The following is a 16,036-nucleotide window of genomic DNA, read 5'->3' as shown; positions in this document are numbered from 1 at the left end:
GACGATCGCCGCGCGGCGCGCGTCGGCGCGCGCGAGCCGGCGCGCTGCCACCGCGCCGGCAGCGGCGGTGCGCACGGCCGTCAGGTAGCCGTTGTCGAGCAGCACGGCTTCGGTCAGACCCGTGCGCGCGGACAGCACGAGCATCAGCCCGTTCAGGCTCGGCAAGCCGAGCGACGGGTTGTCGAAGAAGCCGGGGCTCACCTTGATCGCGAAGCTGTCGAAGCGCGGCAGGTACGCCGTCTTGACGTCGACTTCACCGTGACACGCGGGCAGCGCGAGGTTGAGGATCGGCGGCATGACGACCGCGTCGGTGGCGAGCGATGCGAACGCGGCCTCGACCTGGTCGATCGCGGTGAGATCGAGCGGCACCAGCGCGCGCAGTTGCGCGTGCCCGAGCAGCGTGACGGGATGGTTCATGTCAGTTCTCCGAAACGAGCCGCCGATGCACGGCCATGTCGATGTTCGCACCGCTCACGACCACGACGATCGGGCCGTCGCGGTCGCGGCGCGCGATCCGTTCGTCGAGCAGCGCGGCGATGCCGACCGCGCCCGCGCCTTCCACGACGAGTCGCTCTTCGCGATACGCATGTGCGATGCCGCGCGCGATCGCGGGCTCGTCGAGCAGCACGACGTCGTCGGCGAGCGCACGCGTCATGCCGAACGTGTAGCGGTTGTCGAGGCCGATCCCGCCACCGAGCGAATCGGCGAGCGTCGGCTGTTCCTCGACGTCGACCGGGCGGCCGGCCGCGAGGCTCGCATGCATCGCGGCGCCGCGCGTCATCGACACGCCGATCACCTCAATGCCCGGCCGGATCGCCTTCGCCGCGAACGCGACGCCGCTGAACAGCCCGCCGCCCGACAGCGGCACGACGAGCGTGCCCGCGTCGGGCAGCGCTTCGAGAATCTCGATGCCGATCGTCGCCTGCCCGGCGATGATCCGTGGATCGTCGAACGGCGGCACGTACGCATAGCCTTCGTCGCGCACGAGGCGTCGCGCCTCCGCCTGCGCGTCGTCCTGGCTGTCGCCCGCGATCACGACCCGCGCGCCGAGCGCGGCGACCGCGTCGACCTTGTTCGCCGGCACGAGCGACGACATGCAGACCGCCGCGTCGATGCCGAACGCGCGCGCCGCATGCGCGACCGCACGGCCGTGATTGCCGGTGGACGCGGTGACTACGCGCGGCACGCGTTGCGCGGCGAGTTCAGCGAGCGCATTGGTCGCGCCGCGCAGCTTGAAGCTGGCGGTCGGCTGCAGCGTTTCGAGCTTCAGGTGGACAGGTGCGCCGGCGCGCGCGGACAGCGCGGCGGATGCGACGAGCGGCGTGACGCTCGCATGCCCGGCGATGCGGCGGCGCGCGCGGTAGACGTCGGACAGCGACAGGAAGGACATGGAACGCACGCCTCATTGATGTGGTGCGATCCAGTCTAATGTCCCAAATTGCGCTTTCGAATGTCCTGATACATTGTGCGTCGCGCATGCGACGCCGGCGTCGCGTCAATGAAAATCGTGCACGTGCGGATACTGCTCGAACACACCCGCGATCGTCTCGAGCGCGGCATTGCACGCGGCATCCGTCGTCTCCGCGCCGATGCACACACGCACCGCGTTCGGCCGCTCGGTGCTGCCGACGAGGAACGGATCGGGCGACGTCACCGCGATCTTGCGCGTCCGCAATTCGCGCACGAGCCGGTCGGCCTGCCAGTAGTCGGGCACGCGCAGCCATGCCGACAACGCGTTCGGATGCGCGCCGAGCACATACGGGCCGAGCGCGACCTTTACCATCTCCTGGCGCACCGCGAGCCGCTGCCGCTGCAGTTCGACGAGGCGTCGCGCGGTGCCGTCGGCGATCCAGCGGGTCGCGATCTCCGCGATCGGCGACGTCGCCATCCAGCTGCTCACGCGCAGCACGCTCTCGACACGCAGTGCGAGCCGCCTCGGCATCGCGAGATAGCCGGTGCGCAAGCCCGTCAGCACGGACTTCGTCATGCTCGTGCAGTAGAAGCCGAGATCCGGAATCAGGCTCGCGATCGGCGTCGCCGTCTTCGCGGGGAGCGGGCCGTACACGTCGTCCTCGATTACGTACACGCCATAGCGCGACGCAATCCGCGCGATCGCCTTGCGGCGCGAATCGGACATCATCGACACCGTCGGGTTATTGAGGGTCGGCGTGCAGACGAGCGCGCTGATCTTCTCGCTGTCGCACATTTCCTCGAAATGTTCCGGGCGGATTCCGTGCTCGTCCATTTCGAGCCCTTTCAGCGTAAACCCGAGCACGTTCGCCGAGCCGATCACGCCGTGGTCGGTCAGGCTTTCGCACAGCACGGTGTCGCCGGGCCCGACGATCGACGCGAGCGCGAGAAAGATCCCGTGCGCCGCACCGTTCGTGATCAACAGCGATTCGGGGTGAACCGGCATGTTCAGCGCGGCCAGCCATGCGGCGCCGGCTTCGCGATGCGCGTCGAGGCCCGCGATCGGCCGGAACGAGCGGATCCACGGCTGGTCGTCGGCATCGGCCAGCGCCGCGCAGACGGCGCGCCACGCGGCATCGTGCTCGGGCGTGTGCACGATGCGCGCGATCGAGAAGTCGACGAGTTCGCGCTCGGTCGTATCGAGAATGTAGTTCGACATCGACTCGGTCACGCGTGCGGCGACGAAGCTGCCGCGCCCGACTTCGCAGCGGATCAGGCCCTGTCTTTCGAGCTCCTTGTACGCGTTGGTCACGGTCTGCACGCTGACGCCGAGGCTCGACGCCACGTCGCGCTGCGGCGCGAGCCGCGCGCCCGGAGCGAGCGCGCCGCTTTCGATGTCGGCGGCGATTGCCTTCACGAGCCGCTTGTATTTCGACTCGATGCCGTGCACCGCGCCGATCGCGTCCTGCCAGCGCGCCGAAACCTCGGTCCGTCCCATCTCGATGCCTCCGTCGTTGCTTTCGCATGGTCGCTCAGAAAGACACCTGAAAAATATTGTCCTAGTGCAATTGCGTGCGCAAACGGGACGATGCGGCGATCGCGCCAATACATCTGATGTTGTTGCTGCTGCCGCGCCGGCGCGGCATCGTGCGGGGTCACATCAGGTTCGAGCTGCCGCACTCTTCATGTATCGGTCGCCGCGGCTGGTTGCGGCCCGGTGGTCGGACCGGTACGGACTGCGCGACTGCATCGCCGCGCGGCGACGCAGCGTGTTCCCGCGCTCACGACTTACTTACAGCTTGACCGTCCCGGCGCCGGGCGCCTAAATTGCTCGTTGAAGATCGGCGCTCCCGCCGTACGCGACGACGCCCGGCCGGCAAAAACGATAGTTTGCTATCGAATGTTTTAGCCCCTATCATCTCGCCCATGACCAATCTGCACGATCTTCGCCTCGCCGTCAGCAGCATGCTGGTGCTCAGCGCGCGCAAGTGGCGCCGCACGAGCGACGCCGTGCTGACCGCATACAACGTGTCCGAGGCCTGCGCGACGCCGCTGCTGATCGCCGGCCGGCTCGGCGAAGGCGTGCGTCAGGGAACGCTCGCCGAACACGTCGGCATCGAAGGGCCGTCGCTCGTGCGCCTGCTCGACCAGCTGTGCGCGGCAGGCCTCGCACGCCGCGACGAGGATCCGCACGATCGCCGCGCGAAAACGATTTCACTGACGGCCGCCGGTCGCGCGGTGACCGCGAAGATGGAGGAAGACCTGCGCGTGCTGCGTGCGCAGGTGCTCAAGGGCGTTACGCGTGCCGATCTCGAAGCGACGCTGCGCGTGCTGAACGCGTTCAACATGGCCGATGCGCAGCATCCGGCGTCGCGCCCGTCCCACCCCGCCGAATCCGCGTGATGACCTATCCGAGCCTTCGCGACTGGCTGTTCTCGGGCAAGACGTTCGCCGCGTCGATGCTCGCGCTGTACCTCGGCCTGTATTTCCAGTTGCCGCGTCCGTACTGGGCGATGGCGAGCGTCTATATCGTGTCGAACCCGTTCGTCGGCGCGACGCGCTCGAAGGCGCTGTATCGCGCGCTCGGCACCGCGCTCGGCGCCGCCGCCGCGATCCTGTTCGTGCCGCCGTTCGTCGAGACGCCGTACCTGTTCAGCCTCATCGTCGCGACGTGGTGCGGCACGTTGCTCTACCTCGCGATCTCCGACCGTACCGCACGCAGCTACGTGTTCATGCTGGCCGGCTACACGATGCCGCTGGTCGCGCTGCCGACGGTCACCGATCCGTCGACGATCTTCGACGTCGCGATCGCGCGCACCGAGGAAATCGTGCTCGGCATCGTGTGCGCGAGCGTGGTCGGCAGCACGGTATTCCCGAACCGGCTCGCGCCGACGCTGATCGAGCGCACCGACGCGTGGTTCAAGGATGCCGCGTTCTACGGCCGCGAGACGTTGTCCGGCCACATTGCGGGCAACGCGCTGTCCGCGTGCCGGCAGCGCCTCGCCGCGACCATCACCGGCCTCGAATTCCTGCTGAGCCAGTTGAGCTACGACCACGCGCACCCGCGCGTGCTCGCGCGCGCACAGGCGCTCGCGGGCCGGATGCAGTTGTTCCTGCCGCTGATGTCGTCGCTCGCCGATCCGCTGATCGCGCTGATGCGCGACCTGCACGTGCGCCCGGCCGCGCTCGACGCGCTGCTCGCCGACGCCGCGAAGTGGTTCGACGCGCCGCTGCCGTCGCTGAAGGCCGGCGCCGACGGCGAAACGGCGCACGATCCCGTCGCAGACGACCTGCGTGAGCGCATCGCGTCGCTGCAGCCGCCCGACAGTGCGCTCGCGAGCTGGGATGGCGCGCTGCTGTCGAACGCGCTGTGGCGGCTGCGCCAGGTCATCGACATCTGGCAGGACTGCCGCTCGCTGCGCGCGCTGATCGGGAACGAGTCCGGCGTGTGGCAGCCGCGCTACCGGCACTGGCGGCTCGGCGGCACCGAGCGCTTCTTCGATCGCGGGATGATGCTGTTCTCCACGCTGACCGTCGCCGGCGCGATCGTGTTCGCGTGCTGGCTGTGGATCGAATCCGGTTGGCACGACGGTGCCGGCGCCGTCACGCTCGTTGCCGTCGCGTGCAGCTTCTTCGCGGCGCTCGACGAGCCCGCGCCGCTGGTGTTCAAGTTTTTCCTGGCTACCGCCGCGAGCGTCGTATTCGCGGGCCTTTACCTGTTCGCCGTGCTACCGCACGTACACGACTTCCCGATGCTCGTCCTGATGTTCGCCGGCCCGTTCATCGTGATCGGAACGCTGCTGCCGCGCCCGCAGTTCAACATGGTGACGATGCTCGTCGCGGTCAACACCGCGACCTTCATCAGCATCCAGAGCGCCTACGATGCCGACTTCTTCGTGTTCCTGAACAGTAACCTCGCGGGCGTCGCCGGGCTGCTGTTCGCGTACGTGTGGACCCGTGCGACGCGCCCGTTCGGCGCCGAGCTCGCGGTGCGGCGCCTGTTGCGCTCGGGCTGGGAAGACGTCGCACGTTCCGCGTCGACGCAACCGCTCGACGATCAGCGCAACCACGCATCGCGCATGCTCGATCGCGTCACGCAACTGCTGCCGCGGCTCGGCGCGTCCGACGATCACCGTCATCCGTCGATCGAGAGCTTCCGCGACCTGCGCATCGCGCTGAATGCGCTCGACCTGCGCCGCTCGCGCCGCAGGCTGTCGGGCGACGTGCCCGACGCGATCGATCGCGTGCTCGCCGGCGTCACCGATCATTACGCGCGCTGCGCGGCCGCGAACGCGCGCCAGCCCGTGCCGCCGGCGCTGCTCGCGTCGATCGACGACGCACTGCGGCGCGTGGCCGGCCGCAATCTGCCGGGCGCGCCGACGGCGCCGGCGGACGGATCAACGGCGTCCGAGGCCGCGGCGGCGCGACCCACGGCCGCAACACACCGCCGGCTGCGCGACACGCTGCACGCGCTCGTCGGCCTGCGGCTGTCGCTGTATCCGGCCGCGGCCGCGCAGCCGCCGCAAGCGGCTGCGGACGGTGCACGCGCATGATCCCGCTTTCCAACCCGTCTTTCCGACCGCGACCATGATCGGCGAAATCGACATCTTCGGCGTATTCGTGCCGGCTCCGCTCGTGCTGATGCTGATCGCTTATCTGATCAACATCGTCGTGCGCGCGCTGCTCGAGCGCGTCGGCTTTTACCGCCTCGTCTGGCACCGTTCGATCTTCGACCTCGGCATCTACGTGTTCGTGTTTGCCGCCGTCGTCATCGTGTCTCACCATCTCGTGGCTAGCTAACCGTGAAAAAAACCTGGCTCTCGGCAGGGCAGATCCTGCTCACCCTGATCGTCGTCGTCGTGGCCGCCCTCGTGCTGTGGCGGATCATCAACTACTACATGTTCTCGCCGTGGACGCGCGACGGGCACGTGCGCGCCGACGTGATCCAGGTCGCACCCGACGTGTCGGGCCTCATCACCGCGGTGCAGGTCGCCGACAACCAGGAGGTCACGCGCGGCCAGGTACTGTTCGTGATCGACCAGGCCCGCTACGCGCTCGCGGAGCGGCTTGCCGAAGCGACGCTCGCGCAGCGCCGCGCGACGCTCGCGCAGGCGAAGCGCGAATACGCGCGCAACGTGCAGCTCGGCAACCTGGTCGCAAGCGAACAGGTCGAGGAAAGCCGCACGCGCGTCGAACAGGGGGAAGCGGCCGTCGCCGATGCGCAGGTGTCGCTCGACACCGCGAAGCTGAACCTGCAGCGCACGACCATCGTGAGCCCCGTGGACGGCTACCTGAACGATCGCGCGCCGCGCGTCGGCGAATACGTGCCCGCCGGCCGCGCGGTGCTGTCGGTCGTCGACCGCAATTCGTTCCGAGTCGACGGCTACTTCGAGGAGACCAAGCTGCACGGCATCCATATCGGCCAGCCCGTCGACATCGCCGTGATGGGCGAGCCGCGTCCGCTGCGCGGCCACGTGCAGAGCATCGTCGCCGCGATCGAGGATCGCGACCGCACGCAGGGCGCGAACCTGCTGCCGAACGTGAACCCGGCATTCAGCTGGGTGCGGCTCGCGCAGCGCGTGCCGGTGCGCGTCGTGCTCGACGAGGTGCCCGACGACTTCCGGATGATCGCCGGCCGCACGGCGACCGTCGCGATGCGCTCGCCCGATACGCGCCGCGACGACAAAGCGAAGCCTGCGGCCGCTGGCGCTTCCGCGACCGCTTCGGCATCCGCGGCCATCGGCGCGACGGGAGCATCGCAATGAGCCGATACGGCCTGCGCGTCGCCGCCGCCCTCGCACCGCTCGCGCTCGCACTCGGCGCGTGCAAGTCCGTCGGCCCCGACTACAAGCTGCCGCAGCAGGCGTACGTGAACGCGCCGCTCGCGAACCATGCGCTCGACGACGCGAACGGCGCGCTCGTGTCGCGCAGCGCGGTGCCGGGCAACTGGTGGCAGCTGTACGACGATCCGGTGCTCGACGAGCTCGTGCGCAGCGCGCTGAAATCGAACACCGACCTGCGCGTCGCCGCGGCCAATCTCGCGCGTTCGCGCGCGGCGCTGGAAGTCGCGAACGAACAGGGCGGCTTTTCGGGCCGCGCGGAAGCGGCCGTGCAGCGTGCGCAGGAATCGGCCGAGCAGTATCTGCTCGAAAACAAGCTGCCGGTCGTGAACGAAGGCACGGTCGGCATCAGCGTGTCGTACGAACTCGATCTGTTCGGCAAGCTGCGGCGCGGCGTCGAGGCTGCGCGCGCGGACAGCGAAGCCGTGCAGGCAGCCGCGGATCTGGCGCGCATCACGGTCGTCGCCGATGTCGTGCGCGCGTACGTCGAATCGTGCTCCGCCGGCGACGAGCTCGCGATCGCGAGGCAATCGCTCGCGCTGCAGCAGCAGCGCGTGAAGCTGTCGCAGCGGCTGCGCGATGTCGGGCGCGGCAACCAGACCGACGTGACGCGCGGCGTCACGCAGGTGCGCACGCTCTCCGCCGACATCCCGCGCTTCGAAGGGCGCCGCAAGATCGCGCAATACCAGCTCGCCGCGCTGCTCGCGCGCTCGCCGGCCGACCTGCCGAAGGCGGTCGTCGAATGCGAACGGCTGCCGAAGCTGCGCCAGCCGATTCCGATCGGCGACGGCGCCGCGCTGCTGCGACGCCGCCCCGACGTGCGCGAGGCCGAGCGTCAGCTCGCCGCCGCGACCGCGCGAATCGGCGTCGCCACTGCCGCGCTGTATCCGTCGGTCAGCATCGGCGCGTCGGCCGGTTCGGTCGGCGTAGCCGCCGACCTGTTCTCGTCCACGACGAATCGCTGGTCGTTCGGGCCGCTGATCAGCTGGTCGTTCCCGGTCAACGGCCAACGCGCGCGCGTGCGCGAAGCCGAAGCGGCGACCGGCGGCGCGCTCGCGCACTTCGACGGCGTCGTGCTGAACGCATTGCGCGAAACGCAGTCGAGCCTCGCGACGTATGCGGCCGACGTGCAGCGCACCGATGCGCTGCGCACGGCTTACGAGTCGGCGCGCAATTCCGCGGACGAAACGCACCGGCTCTTCGTGGCCGGCCGCGAGTCGTTCATCTCCGATCTCGATGCGACGCGCACGCTGACGAGCGTGCGCGCGCAGGTCGCCGCGGCCGAAGGCCAGGTCGCGGCCGATCAGGTGAGATTGTTCCTCGCGCTCGGCGGCGGGTGGGAAGGCGATGCAGGGGGCAATGCAGCGGCCCCTGCCAAGTAAGCGCATGCGAGGCGCGCACGATGCGCGCCATCATGCGCGCCTCGCATGTCCGGCGTGTCGATGCCGGCGTCGTACTTCGCGCGCGTTACCGGTACACTCGTACGCAATTTCCATCGTCCGCTCGCCGCCGGCCGGGCGGCCCGCCCCCGGATCCGGAGAGTCATCATGCGAACCAGCGCCCGTAATCAATTCGTCGGCCAGATCGGCAGCGTCACGACCGGCGCAGTCAACGACGAAGTCACGCTGCGCACCCAGGACGGCCTCGACATCGTCGCGATCGTCACGCATGGTAGCACGGCGGCACTCGGTCTCAAGGGCGGCACGAACGCATTTGCGCTCGTCAAGGCATCGTCGGTGATCGTGATGATCGACGTCGACGGCAGCAAGGTGTCGGCCCGCAATTGCGTCGCGGGCACCGTGTCGTCGATCGCGACGGGCGCGGTCAATTCGGAAGTCGTGATCAAGGCCGCGGGAGGCGCCGAGATCGTCGCGATCGTCACCAACGACAGTGTCGGCCGTCTCGGTCTCGCGCGCGGCAAAGCCGCGTCCGCGATCTTCAAGGCGTCGAGCGTGATCGTCGGCGTCGAGTGATCGGCCCGTCGATTGCAATGACATCCGCTCGTTGGTCGCTCGCACGCAGCGCTCGACGGTCGGCCTGCATGCGAACGGATACGATGACGTTCGCGCTTTCGCTCACACGCGCGCAAGATCGCGCCATGCACCGGCTGCCATCCGCGGCGGCCGACCCATGCCCCTTGATGCCCGTCTCTTCGCGGCGCTCGTCGCAACCCGTGCATGTCGCGACAAGCGCGCATTTTCCGCGAATTCGTCCGATTGCCTTGCCCATCGGAGGCAGCCTTGCCCGACCTCGCAACCCCCAATCTGCCGTCGCGCGATTTCGAGGCCACGTCGCTTTTCTACGCGACGCTCGGCTTCGTCGAAACGTGGCGCGATGACGGCTGGATGATCCTGAGACGCGGCGACCTGCTGCTGGAATTCTTTCTTCATCCGGATCTCGACCCGGCCACGAGCTGGTTCAGCTGCTGCTTCAGGCTCGCCGACGTCGGCGCGTTTTTCGACGAGTTGCTCGCGGCCGGCATTCCGGAACGATCAACCGGCTCGCCGCGCGTGCATCGGCCGAAGCGCGAGGCGTGGGGCGGCATCGTCGGCGCGCTGATCGATCCGGACGGTTCGTTGATCCGGTTGATCCAGAGGGATGACTGACGACATACCCGATTGCCCGCAACGACGACGCCGTCGCGACGGTCACGAAACGACATCCCATAGGCCGGTACCTTGCGCGGCCCATGCCATTTCTCGTTGCACCGCGAGATCAGTGTCGATGGCGGTGATGAATGTCGGGAAAATGCGCGTGACTGTGCGTGATCGGCAGATGCACGTGCGGATGCGTGTGCGGTTCATCACCGTCGTACGGGAAGTCGTGCATGTGTTGATGATGGTCGTCGTGTCGATGCCGGTGCGTATGCGCGAGCGGCTCGTGCGTGTGCGCGTGTTCATGCCGTTCGCGTACATGCAGCCAGATGCCCAGCGCCATCAACGCGGCAGCGAGCCAGAACGTGACGGACGGCAGCGTCGGCCAGATCAGCAACGACAGCACGACGCCGAACAGCGGCGCCACCGAAAAGTAAGCGCCCGTGCGTGCACTGCCGAGATGACGCAGCGCGACGACGAACAACACCAGGCTGATCCCATAGCCGCCGAGGCCGGTCAGCATCGCGGTGGCCGCGACCGGCGCCGCGGGCAGCGTCGCGCCGGCCGCGAGCGCGATGCCGATATTGACTGGCCCGGCGACCAGGCCTTTCACGCACGCGATGACCATCGCATCGTTCGCGGCGACCCTGCGGGTCACGTTATTGTCGATCGCCCAGCACAGGCATGCACCGGCGATCAACAGCGCGCCGGCCGGCACGCCCGCATGCCCCGGCGGCCACGACAGCAGCGTGCCGCCGACGACGATCGCCACCATGCCGAGAAACACCTGGAAGTCGACGTTCTCGCGAAACACAACCCATGCGATGAGCGCGGTCAGCACGCCTTCGAGATTGAGCAGCAGCGCACTCGTCGCGGCGGGCGTGCGGGACAGGCCGAGCATCAGCAGCGCCGGTCCCGCGACGCCGCCGGCCGCGATCGCGCCGGCGAGCCACGGCAGGTCCGCACGTTGCAGCGGCGCGGCGGCGTCGGCCACGGCATCGTCGCGGGTGCGCAATCGGCGCAGCAGGATCCCGATCCCCAGGCCGATCCCGCTGCCCAGATAGAACAGACCAGCGACCATGAACGGCGGCATCTCACCGATCAGGGCCTTGGCGAGCGGCGTCGCGGCGCCGAACAGCGCAGCAGCGGCAAGTGCGACCAGAATCGCGGATTGCCTCGGGTTCATGATGCTGGTTCTCCGGTGGGCGTTGAAGCGCATCGGTCAGCGGACTTCGCGTGATGGCATCGCACGTATGGTTTGCCGCGGTCCTTCGATTTCGGGCACTGCACGCAAACCACGCCGTGCTTCAATTGCTGTCGCGTGACGGGCTTCGATGCGCGCGTGCCGGCCTGCCGATTCCAACCGGTAGATTATCGCGTTCGCGTCGCGGGTCGCCAACTGACAGTCGTCCGTTCGGCCCATAGTCGGTCGCGGAGAGCAGCGTGTCGATCGTTCTTCATCAGGATCGCGAATCATTCAATCGCCCGAGATTGAATTCATCGCACGCGATTTCATCGTCGGGTCGATTGGACAGTTCGATACTGAACGGGTGATGGCGGAGTGGCGGTTCCGCCGGCGGAGGAAGACCCGGCCTGCCCCCGAGCGGAGCGGAGCAGACCGGTCTGTCAGGTGATGCGCTGCAAGTGTATTGCAGGCAGTCGCCGCGCGGCCTCGCACGGCGACGCATCGCGCGTTACTCGCTCGCGGTCGCTTGCTGCTCGGCCTGCGGTGCGGCATCGGCCGCTGCTTCCGCGGCCGCAGGCTGCGGTGCGGCGGCGTCTGCCTGCGCTTCGGTCTTCGGCTGTTGCGGTGCGCCCTTTGCCGCTTGAGCACCGCCCTTGTTGCCCGGACGACGCGACTTCAGCCGGCGCGCACGCGCCGCGTCGTCGTGCGTCACCCGCCCGGCTTCGTTACCTTGCAGATCGACCCGCACCGCCCCTTCGACGAGACACGACCAATAACGATTGCCGCGGCACCATGTGGACATGGCATCGCGCAGTTCGGCTTCGGTCAGGCCAACGGCCTGCGCTTCTCGCGCGAGGTCGTCCCAAATACCGACCTTCAGCGGCACCTTCGGGGCCGGATTCTTCGGGAACGCGCGCGGAAACCGGCGCTGCAGTTTGCCGATCGCGACGATGACCGGATCGACGGGCGTCGACGGCTTCGTCGAAGCGGGCTTGGCGCCCGACGACGCTTTCGCCGCGGTGCCCGATTTGGCCCCACGAGCGGGCCGATCGCCCGACTTCGGCTTCGCGCCGGCGTCCGGTTGCGTCGCCGGTCGCTTCGCGTTGCGCTCCTGCTTGGCCTTGGCTGCGAGCTGCGCCCGCAATTCGGCAAGTTGTTCAAAACCCATAAATTCAATCCACCAGGAATATAAGGTGTGGTTCGTGCAGTCATTCGCACATCGGCGTTTCGCCGCATCGCCTGCGGCTTGCTGCTACCGATGCGGAATATTGCGGGGCCGCATCGCGCTACCACCACTGTTTCGGGCACCCGGCCACGATGACGGACAAAGGCAGGAGTGGAAGTATACCGGTACGCACGGCGGTCGGCTGACTCACCGGTTCGTATTTGACGGAACCGGAAGGCAGCCAACGCGTCCGCGCGGTCGTGTTGCGCATTATGGCGGCGTTTTGGGCCGGCATCGACCCGCGCGTTACGTAGTGCTGGCTGCACCGCTTTCGTGCGTCGTGGCGGAACCCGCAGCGCTTCACGGGCTGTTCCACGGTACGAAACTGCGAGCGCGGCGCGGCGAGTTCCAGACGCCGTCTTCTGCGGATCGCGCGGCGTCCGTCGGTGGCCGGCTTTCGCGTTTGATCCGCGCGGCGCGATGCCGTGCGCCTGTCGCCATCTTTGTCAAATTAGTTGCGTCCGCATCGATCGCCAGCCGTCCTGCGACGCGTGCACGCACCGGGAGGAAATCCTCGGTCCGATCGCGACCGCGGCCCAATCAGACGATGGTCGGCATCCGCCCGTGGCCGCTGAGCGACCGCGACGCCAACGGAAAACCGCTCGAGATCGACAGTCGCGATGCGTATGGCGCTTCGCGCGATCTCGTGAAAGCGCCGTGGCCGGAATACCGTCAGCCGGCCGTGTCCGCACAGGACGCCCAGCGGATGATCGGCATTCGATCGACCCGCCTAGCGCAGCAGCCGCTGTGGTTGATGGCGGCTTCGCTTCGTCCGGCTGGATCGCCCGAAATCAGAACACGCCGAGCGCAAGCCCCGCGGCAAGACCGGCGCCGATTTCCGCGCAGCGCGCGAGATCCTCGCTGTCGATCGTCTTTGGCGCGAGGATGCGCTCCGGCGTCTGCGCATGCGTGCAGACAATCAGTCCCGGCGCCACGTTCCTGAGCCGCCATCCGGTCGCGATCCGATCGATCTGGCGCAACGCGTTCTGCCCGTCGCTGCCCGCGCAGATCATCGCCGCATACGGCCTGCCGTTCACGCGATCGAGCACCGCGTAGTAACAGCGGTCGAAAAAATCCTTCATCAGCCCCGACATCGCGGCGAGATTCTCGGGCGTCGCGAACAGGTATGCGTCGGCGGCGAGCACGTCGTCCGCGGTCGTCGCATCCGCGCGCTGCAATCTGACATCGACGCCGGCTTGCTCGCGCGCCGCATCCGCGGCTGCTTCGGCCATCTGCCGCGTACCGCCGGTCATCGTGTGATAGACGATCAACAGCGTTTTCATCGGTGTTCGCTCGCTTTCCGTTTCATAGTGGGCCGCCGCACGTGCCAGGTCGGTGCGGACGCGCTACACCGATAGTGTTGTCGTGCCAGGAATTCGGCTGTCGCCGAATCGCACTTTCCTCGATGTGGCGGATGAAGCGCCGAGCGAATCGAATCGAGGCGGCTTCTGCCGATTTGTGCTTCGGCCGACACATGATCATCAGTCGCGCTCCACGCGCGCTGTACCGGTATCGTCGTGACGCGCGTAGTACGCAAGAAACATGTCGGCGGCCGTTTCCGCGACCTTCTGCTGCGCCTGCGGGCCGAGCGGCGGCTGGCCCATCGTCACCTGCGGCCAGAACGCGAACGCTTTCACCATGCCATGCAGTTGATGCGCCGCGAATACGGGATCGGGTGCAGACAGCCGGCCGGCCATCGCGGCCGCGCGAATCCACACCGTCACGTCTTCTTCACGCTCGCCCATGCGTTCGACCATGTCACGGGCGCGTTCGGGTGAATGGATGGCCGCGCCGATCGCGACTCGGGCGAGTGCGAGGAACGCTTCGTCGTTCAGCAACCGCAACTTGCGATCGAGCAATGCAAGCAATTGATCGCGCAACGGCACGTCGGCGCGGTACGCCGGGGTGCCGGTCGTCAGCGTCGCGTCCCATAGCTGATGCAGGATCGCGGCGAACAACGCTTCCTTGCCCGGGAAGTGGTTGTAGACCGTGCGCTTCGATACGTCCGCGCGCGCGGCGATGCGGTCCATGCTGGTCGCGTCGTAACCGGCTGCGAGAAATTCCTCGATCGCCGCATCGATGATTGCCGCGCGCTTTCGGTCGGTCAAACGCTGCGGAGTCGTGCTCGTATTCATTCAAAAATTTTACACCGGTGAGTTTACTTTTTCCAGCGATAAACTACACTGATCGGTGTACTTTAATTTCCGGATGCTTCGACATGGCTTCGCCTTTCGTTTTTCTTCACCGTATGCTGGGGTTCGCTGCTGCCAGTCGTGGCCGCACGCTGTCCGGCGAGTCGCCGCAGCATAACGGCGAACGCTTCAGCAACGTCGCGCCACGTCCCGCCGAAGGTCTTGGCAAGACACTGCGCATCGCATGGAACATGCTCGTCAACAAGCCGCGCGATACGGTTCCGATGGGCCGACTACCCATCGATTCGCTAACGCGTGAACAACTCGACGCGGCGCCCGACCGCAGTCTTTACCGGCTCGGGCACTCGACGCTGCTGATGAAACTGCGCGGTGAGTTCTGGCTGACCGATCCCGTATTTGCGGAGCGCGCGTCGCCGTTCCGGCACATCGGCCCCAAACGCTTCCATGCCTCACCGATTTCGCTCGAGCAGCTGCCGCCGTTGCGCGGGGTGATCCTGTCGCACGATCACTACGATCATCTCGATCGCGACACGGTCGTCGCATTGGCGGCCACCACGGGCCTCTTCATTACGCCGCTCGGTGTCGGGGACCGCCTGATCGAATGGGGCATCGACGCGACGAAGATTCGCCAGCTCGACTGGTGGCAAAGCATCGATATCGACGGGCTCACGCTGACGGCAACTCCCGCCCAGCACTTCTCGGGGCGCAGTTTGTTCGACGGCAACAGCACGCTGTGGGCCTCGTGGGTGATCGCCGACGACGCCCTGCGCGTTTTCTTCAGCGGCGACACCGGCTACTTCGACGGCTTCCGGACAATTGGCGAGCGGCTGGGGCCGTTCGACGTCACGCTGATCGAAACCGGCGCATATGACCCGCAATGGCCGTACGTGCACATGCAGCCGGAAGAGACGGTGCAGGCGCACATCGACCTGCGCGGACGCACACTGATGCCGATTCACAACGGCACGTTCGATCTCGCGATGCATCGTTGGCAAGAACCGTTCGAGCGCGTCACCGCGTTGGCGATGACGCGAGGCATCGCATTGTCTACGCCGAGGATGGGAGAACGGCTCGATTTGAATGCGCCGCACCGTGGTGAGCGATGGTGGAGAACGGTGGACGAGCAGGTGAAGGCATCTGGGGCCAAGGCGCGACGGTGGCGGTTGTGTGCGACACAACCGAGCCGGTAACTGATGTCGCGGTGGGGTTGCGGCCAGCACGATTTGCGGTGGGATGTTGTGAGGCCCCTGATTTAGTTTTTCGTCTCGATAGGGGTGGTCCGCGGCGGACACTTTGGTGGCCGATCGCCGAGAGTTCGTCCCGGGCCCGGACGGCAGCGTCCGGCGTAGCTGTGTCCCGTATCGGCTACGGCTGCGGCAATGCGTTTTACTCTTCTGCCCGAACCCCGTTGATTCGCCGAGTTGCCAGCATGCCGATAAATGCTTAGCCAAGAGGTCAACGATCGCCGTCCTGAACGCGCAACGGGATCCTGATTGGTTTGATGCGGCCGTGACGGACGTCCCACCACGTAACCGCGCGCTCCTATTTTTCTGAAACCCGTAGGTGCCTATCTGGCTGTCTTCGCGCCCTGCCTTCGTTGTCACGTGACAACTGCGTTCCGAGAGCGC

General features: G+C 67.2%; 14 protein-coding genes and 2 pseudogenes. 9 read left to right on the top strand and 7 right to left on the bottom strand.

The window, feature by feature from the left end; translation table 11 throughout:
• The 3 genes and pseudogenes from BSE24067_RS29315 to ehuR form a co-directional block, all read right to left on the bottom strand.
• Window positions 1-417, bottom strand: a pseudogene (locus BSE24067_RS29315) (ornithine cyclodeaminase family protein); the annotation flags it as partial.
• Between the two features lies 1 nt (window position 418).
• Window positions 419-1,390: a hydroxyectoine utilization dehydratase EutB gene (eutB, locus tag BSE24067_RS29310; protein WP_151068670.1), complete on the bottom strand. Its 972-nt coding sequence runs from the start codon at window positions 1,388-1,390 to the stop codon at window positions 419-421.
• Between the two features lie 105 nt (window positions 1,391-1,495).
• A complete protein-coding gene (gene ehuR, locus BSE24067_RS29305; protein WP_151068669.1) occupies window positions 1,496-2,908 on the bottom strand; it encodes a MocR-like ectoine utilization transcription factor EhuR in 1,413 nt (470 codons plus the stop codon).
• A gap of 428 nt (window positions 2,909-3,336) precedes the next feature.
• Between ehuR and BSE24067_RS29300 the strand changes: the two genes are divergently transcribed.
• The 7 genes from BSE24067_RS29300 to BSE24067_RS29270 all read left to right on the top strand — a co-directional run bounded on the left by BSE24067_RS29300 (window position 3,337) and on the right by BSE24067_RS29270 (window position 9,856).
• The gene (locus BSE24067_RS29300) at window positions 3,337-3,813 is read left to right on the top strand and encodes a MarR family winged helix-turn-helix transcriptional regulator (RefSeq protein ID WP_151068668.1); all 477 of its coding nucleotides are present in this window, start codon (window positions 3,337-3,339) and stop codon (window positions 3,811-3,813) included.
• Window positions 3,813-5,963: an FUSC family protein gene (locus BSE24067_RS29295; RefSeq protein WP_174904947.1), complete on the top strand. Its 2,151-nt coding sequence runs from the start codon at window positions 3,813-3,815 to the stop codon at window positions 5,961-5,963. Before BSE24067_RS29300 ends, BSE24067_RS29295 begins: the two co-directional genes overlap by 1 nt.
• Window positions 5,964-5,997: 34 nt before the next feature.
• Window positions 5,998-6,210, top strand: coding sequence for a DUF1656 domain-containing protein (locus BSE24067_RS29290; RefSeq protein ID WP_006755496.1), 213 nt, complete (start codon window positions 5,998-6,000; stop codon window positions 6,208-6,210).
• Window positions 6,211-6,212: 2 nt separating this feature from the next.
• The gene (locus BSE24067_RS29285) at window positions 6,213-7,175 is read left to right on the top strand and encodes an efflux RND transporter periplasmic adaptor subunit (RefSeq protein ID WP_151066242.1); all 963 of its coding nucleotides are present in this window, start codon (window positions 6,213-6,215) and stop codon (window positions 7,173-7,175) included.
• On the top strand, window positions 7,172-8,632 hold the full coding sequence (locus BSE24067_RS29280) for an efflux transporter outer membrane subunit (protein WP_151066241.1): 1,461 nt from the start codon (window positions 7,172-7,174) through the stop codon (window positions 8,630-8,632). The genes BSE24067_RS29285 and BSE24067_RS29280 overlap by 4 nt, the downstream gene beginning before the upstream one ends.
• A 165-nt stretch (window positions 8,633-8,797) precedes the next feature.
• Window positions 8,798-9,223: a TOBE domain-containing protein gene (locus BSE24067_RS29275; protein WP_151066240.1), complete on the top strand. Its 426-nt coding sequence runs from the start codon at window positions 8,798-8,800 to the stop codon at window positions 9,221-9,223.
• Between the two features lie 267 nt (window positions 9,224-9,490).
• Window positions 9,491-9,856, top strand: a complete 366-nt coding sequence (locus BSE24067_RS29270) for a bleomycin resistance protein (protein ID WP_151066239.1) — start codon at window positions 9,491-9,493, stop codon at window positions 9,854-9,856.
• A gap of 109 nt (window positions 9,857-9,965) precedes the next feature.
• Here BSE24067_RS29270 and BSE24067_RS29265 read toward each other — a convergent pair whose 3' ends face one another.
• Window positions 9,966-11,030, bottom strand: coding sequence for a DMT family transporter (locus BSE24067_RS29265; RefSeq protein WP_151066238.1), 1,065 nt, complete (start codon window positions 11,028-11,030; stop codon window positions 9,966-9,968).
• A gap of 508 nt (window positions 11,031-11,538) precedes the next feature.
• The gene (locus tag BSE24067_RS29260) at window positions 11,539-12,198 is read right to left on the bottom strand and encodes a ProQ/FinO family protein (RefSeq protein ID WP_151066237.1); all 660 of its coding nucleotides are present in this window, start codon (window positions 12,196-12,198) and stop codon (window positions 11,539-11,541) included.
• Between the two features lie 528 nt (window positions 12,199-12,726).
• Between BSE24067_RS29260 and BSE24067_RS32680 the strand changes: the two are divergent.
• Window positions 12,727-12,937, top strand: a pseudogene (locus tag BSE24067_RS32680) (DUF2889 domain-containing protein); the annotation flags it as partial.
• A 109-nt stretch (window positions 12,938-13,046) separates the two neighbouring features.
• Here the strand turns inward: BSE24067_RS32680 and BSE24067_RS29255 are convergent.
• Both BSE24067_RS29255 and BSE24067_RS29250 read right to left on the bottom strand, forming a co-directional pair.
• A complete protein-coding gene (locus BSE24067_RS29255; RefSeq protein ID WP_151066236.1) occupies window positions 13,047-13,538 on the bottom strand; it encodes a flavodoxin family protein in 492 nt (163 codons plus the stop codon).
• A gap of 198 nt (window positions 13,539-13,736) precedes the next feature.
• The gene (locus tag BSE24067_RS29250; RefSeq protein ID WP_151066235.1) at window positions 13,737-14,390 is read right to left on the bottom strand and encodes a TetR/AcrR family transcriptional regulator; all 654 of its coding nucleotides are present in this window, start codon (window positions 14,388-14,390) and stop codon (window positions 13,737-13,739) included.
• Window positions 14,391-14,473: 83 nt separating this feature from the next.
• Between BSE24067_RS29250 and BSE24067_RS29245 the strand changes: the two genes are divergently transcribed.
• Window positions 14,474-15,598, top strand: coding sequence for an MBL fold metallo-hydrolase (locus BSE24067_RS29245; RefSeq protein WP_151066234.1), 1,125 nt, complete (start codon window positions 14,474-14,476; stop codon window positions 15,596-15,598).
• Window positions 15,599-16,036 lie beyond the last annotated feature (438 nt).

This window comes from Burkholderia latens, from assembly GCF_902499045.1.
Taxonomy (GTDB): domain Bacteria; phylum Pseudomonadota; class Gammaproteobacteria; order Burkholderiales; family Burkholderiaceae; genus Burkholderia; species Burkholderia latens.
This window is presented reverse-complemented; position numbering and strand designations above follow the sequence as displayed.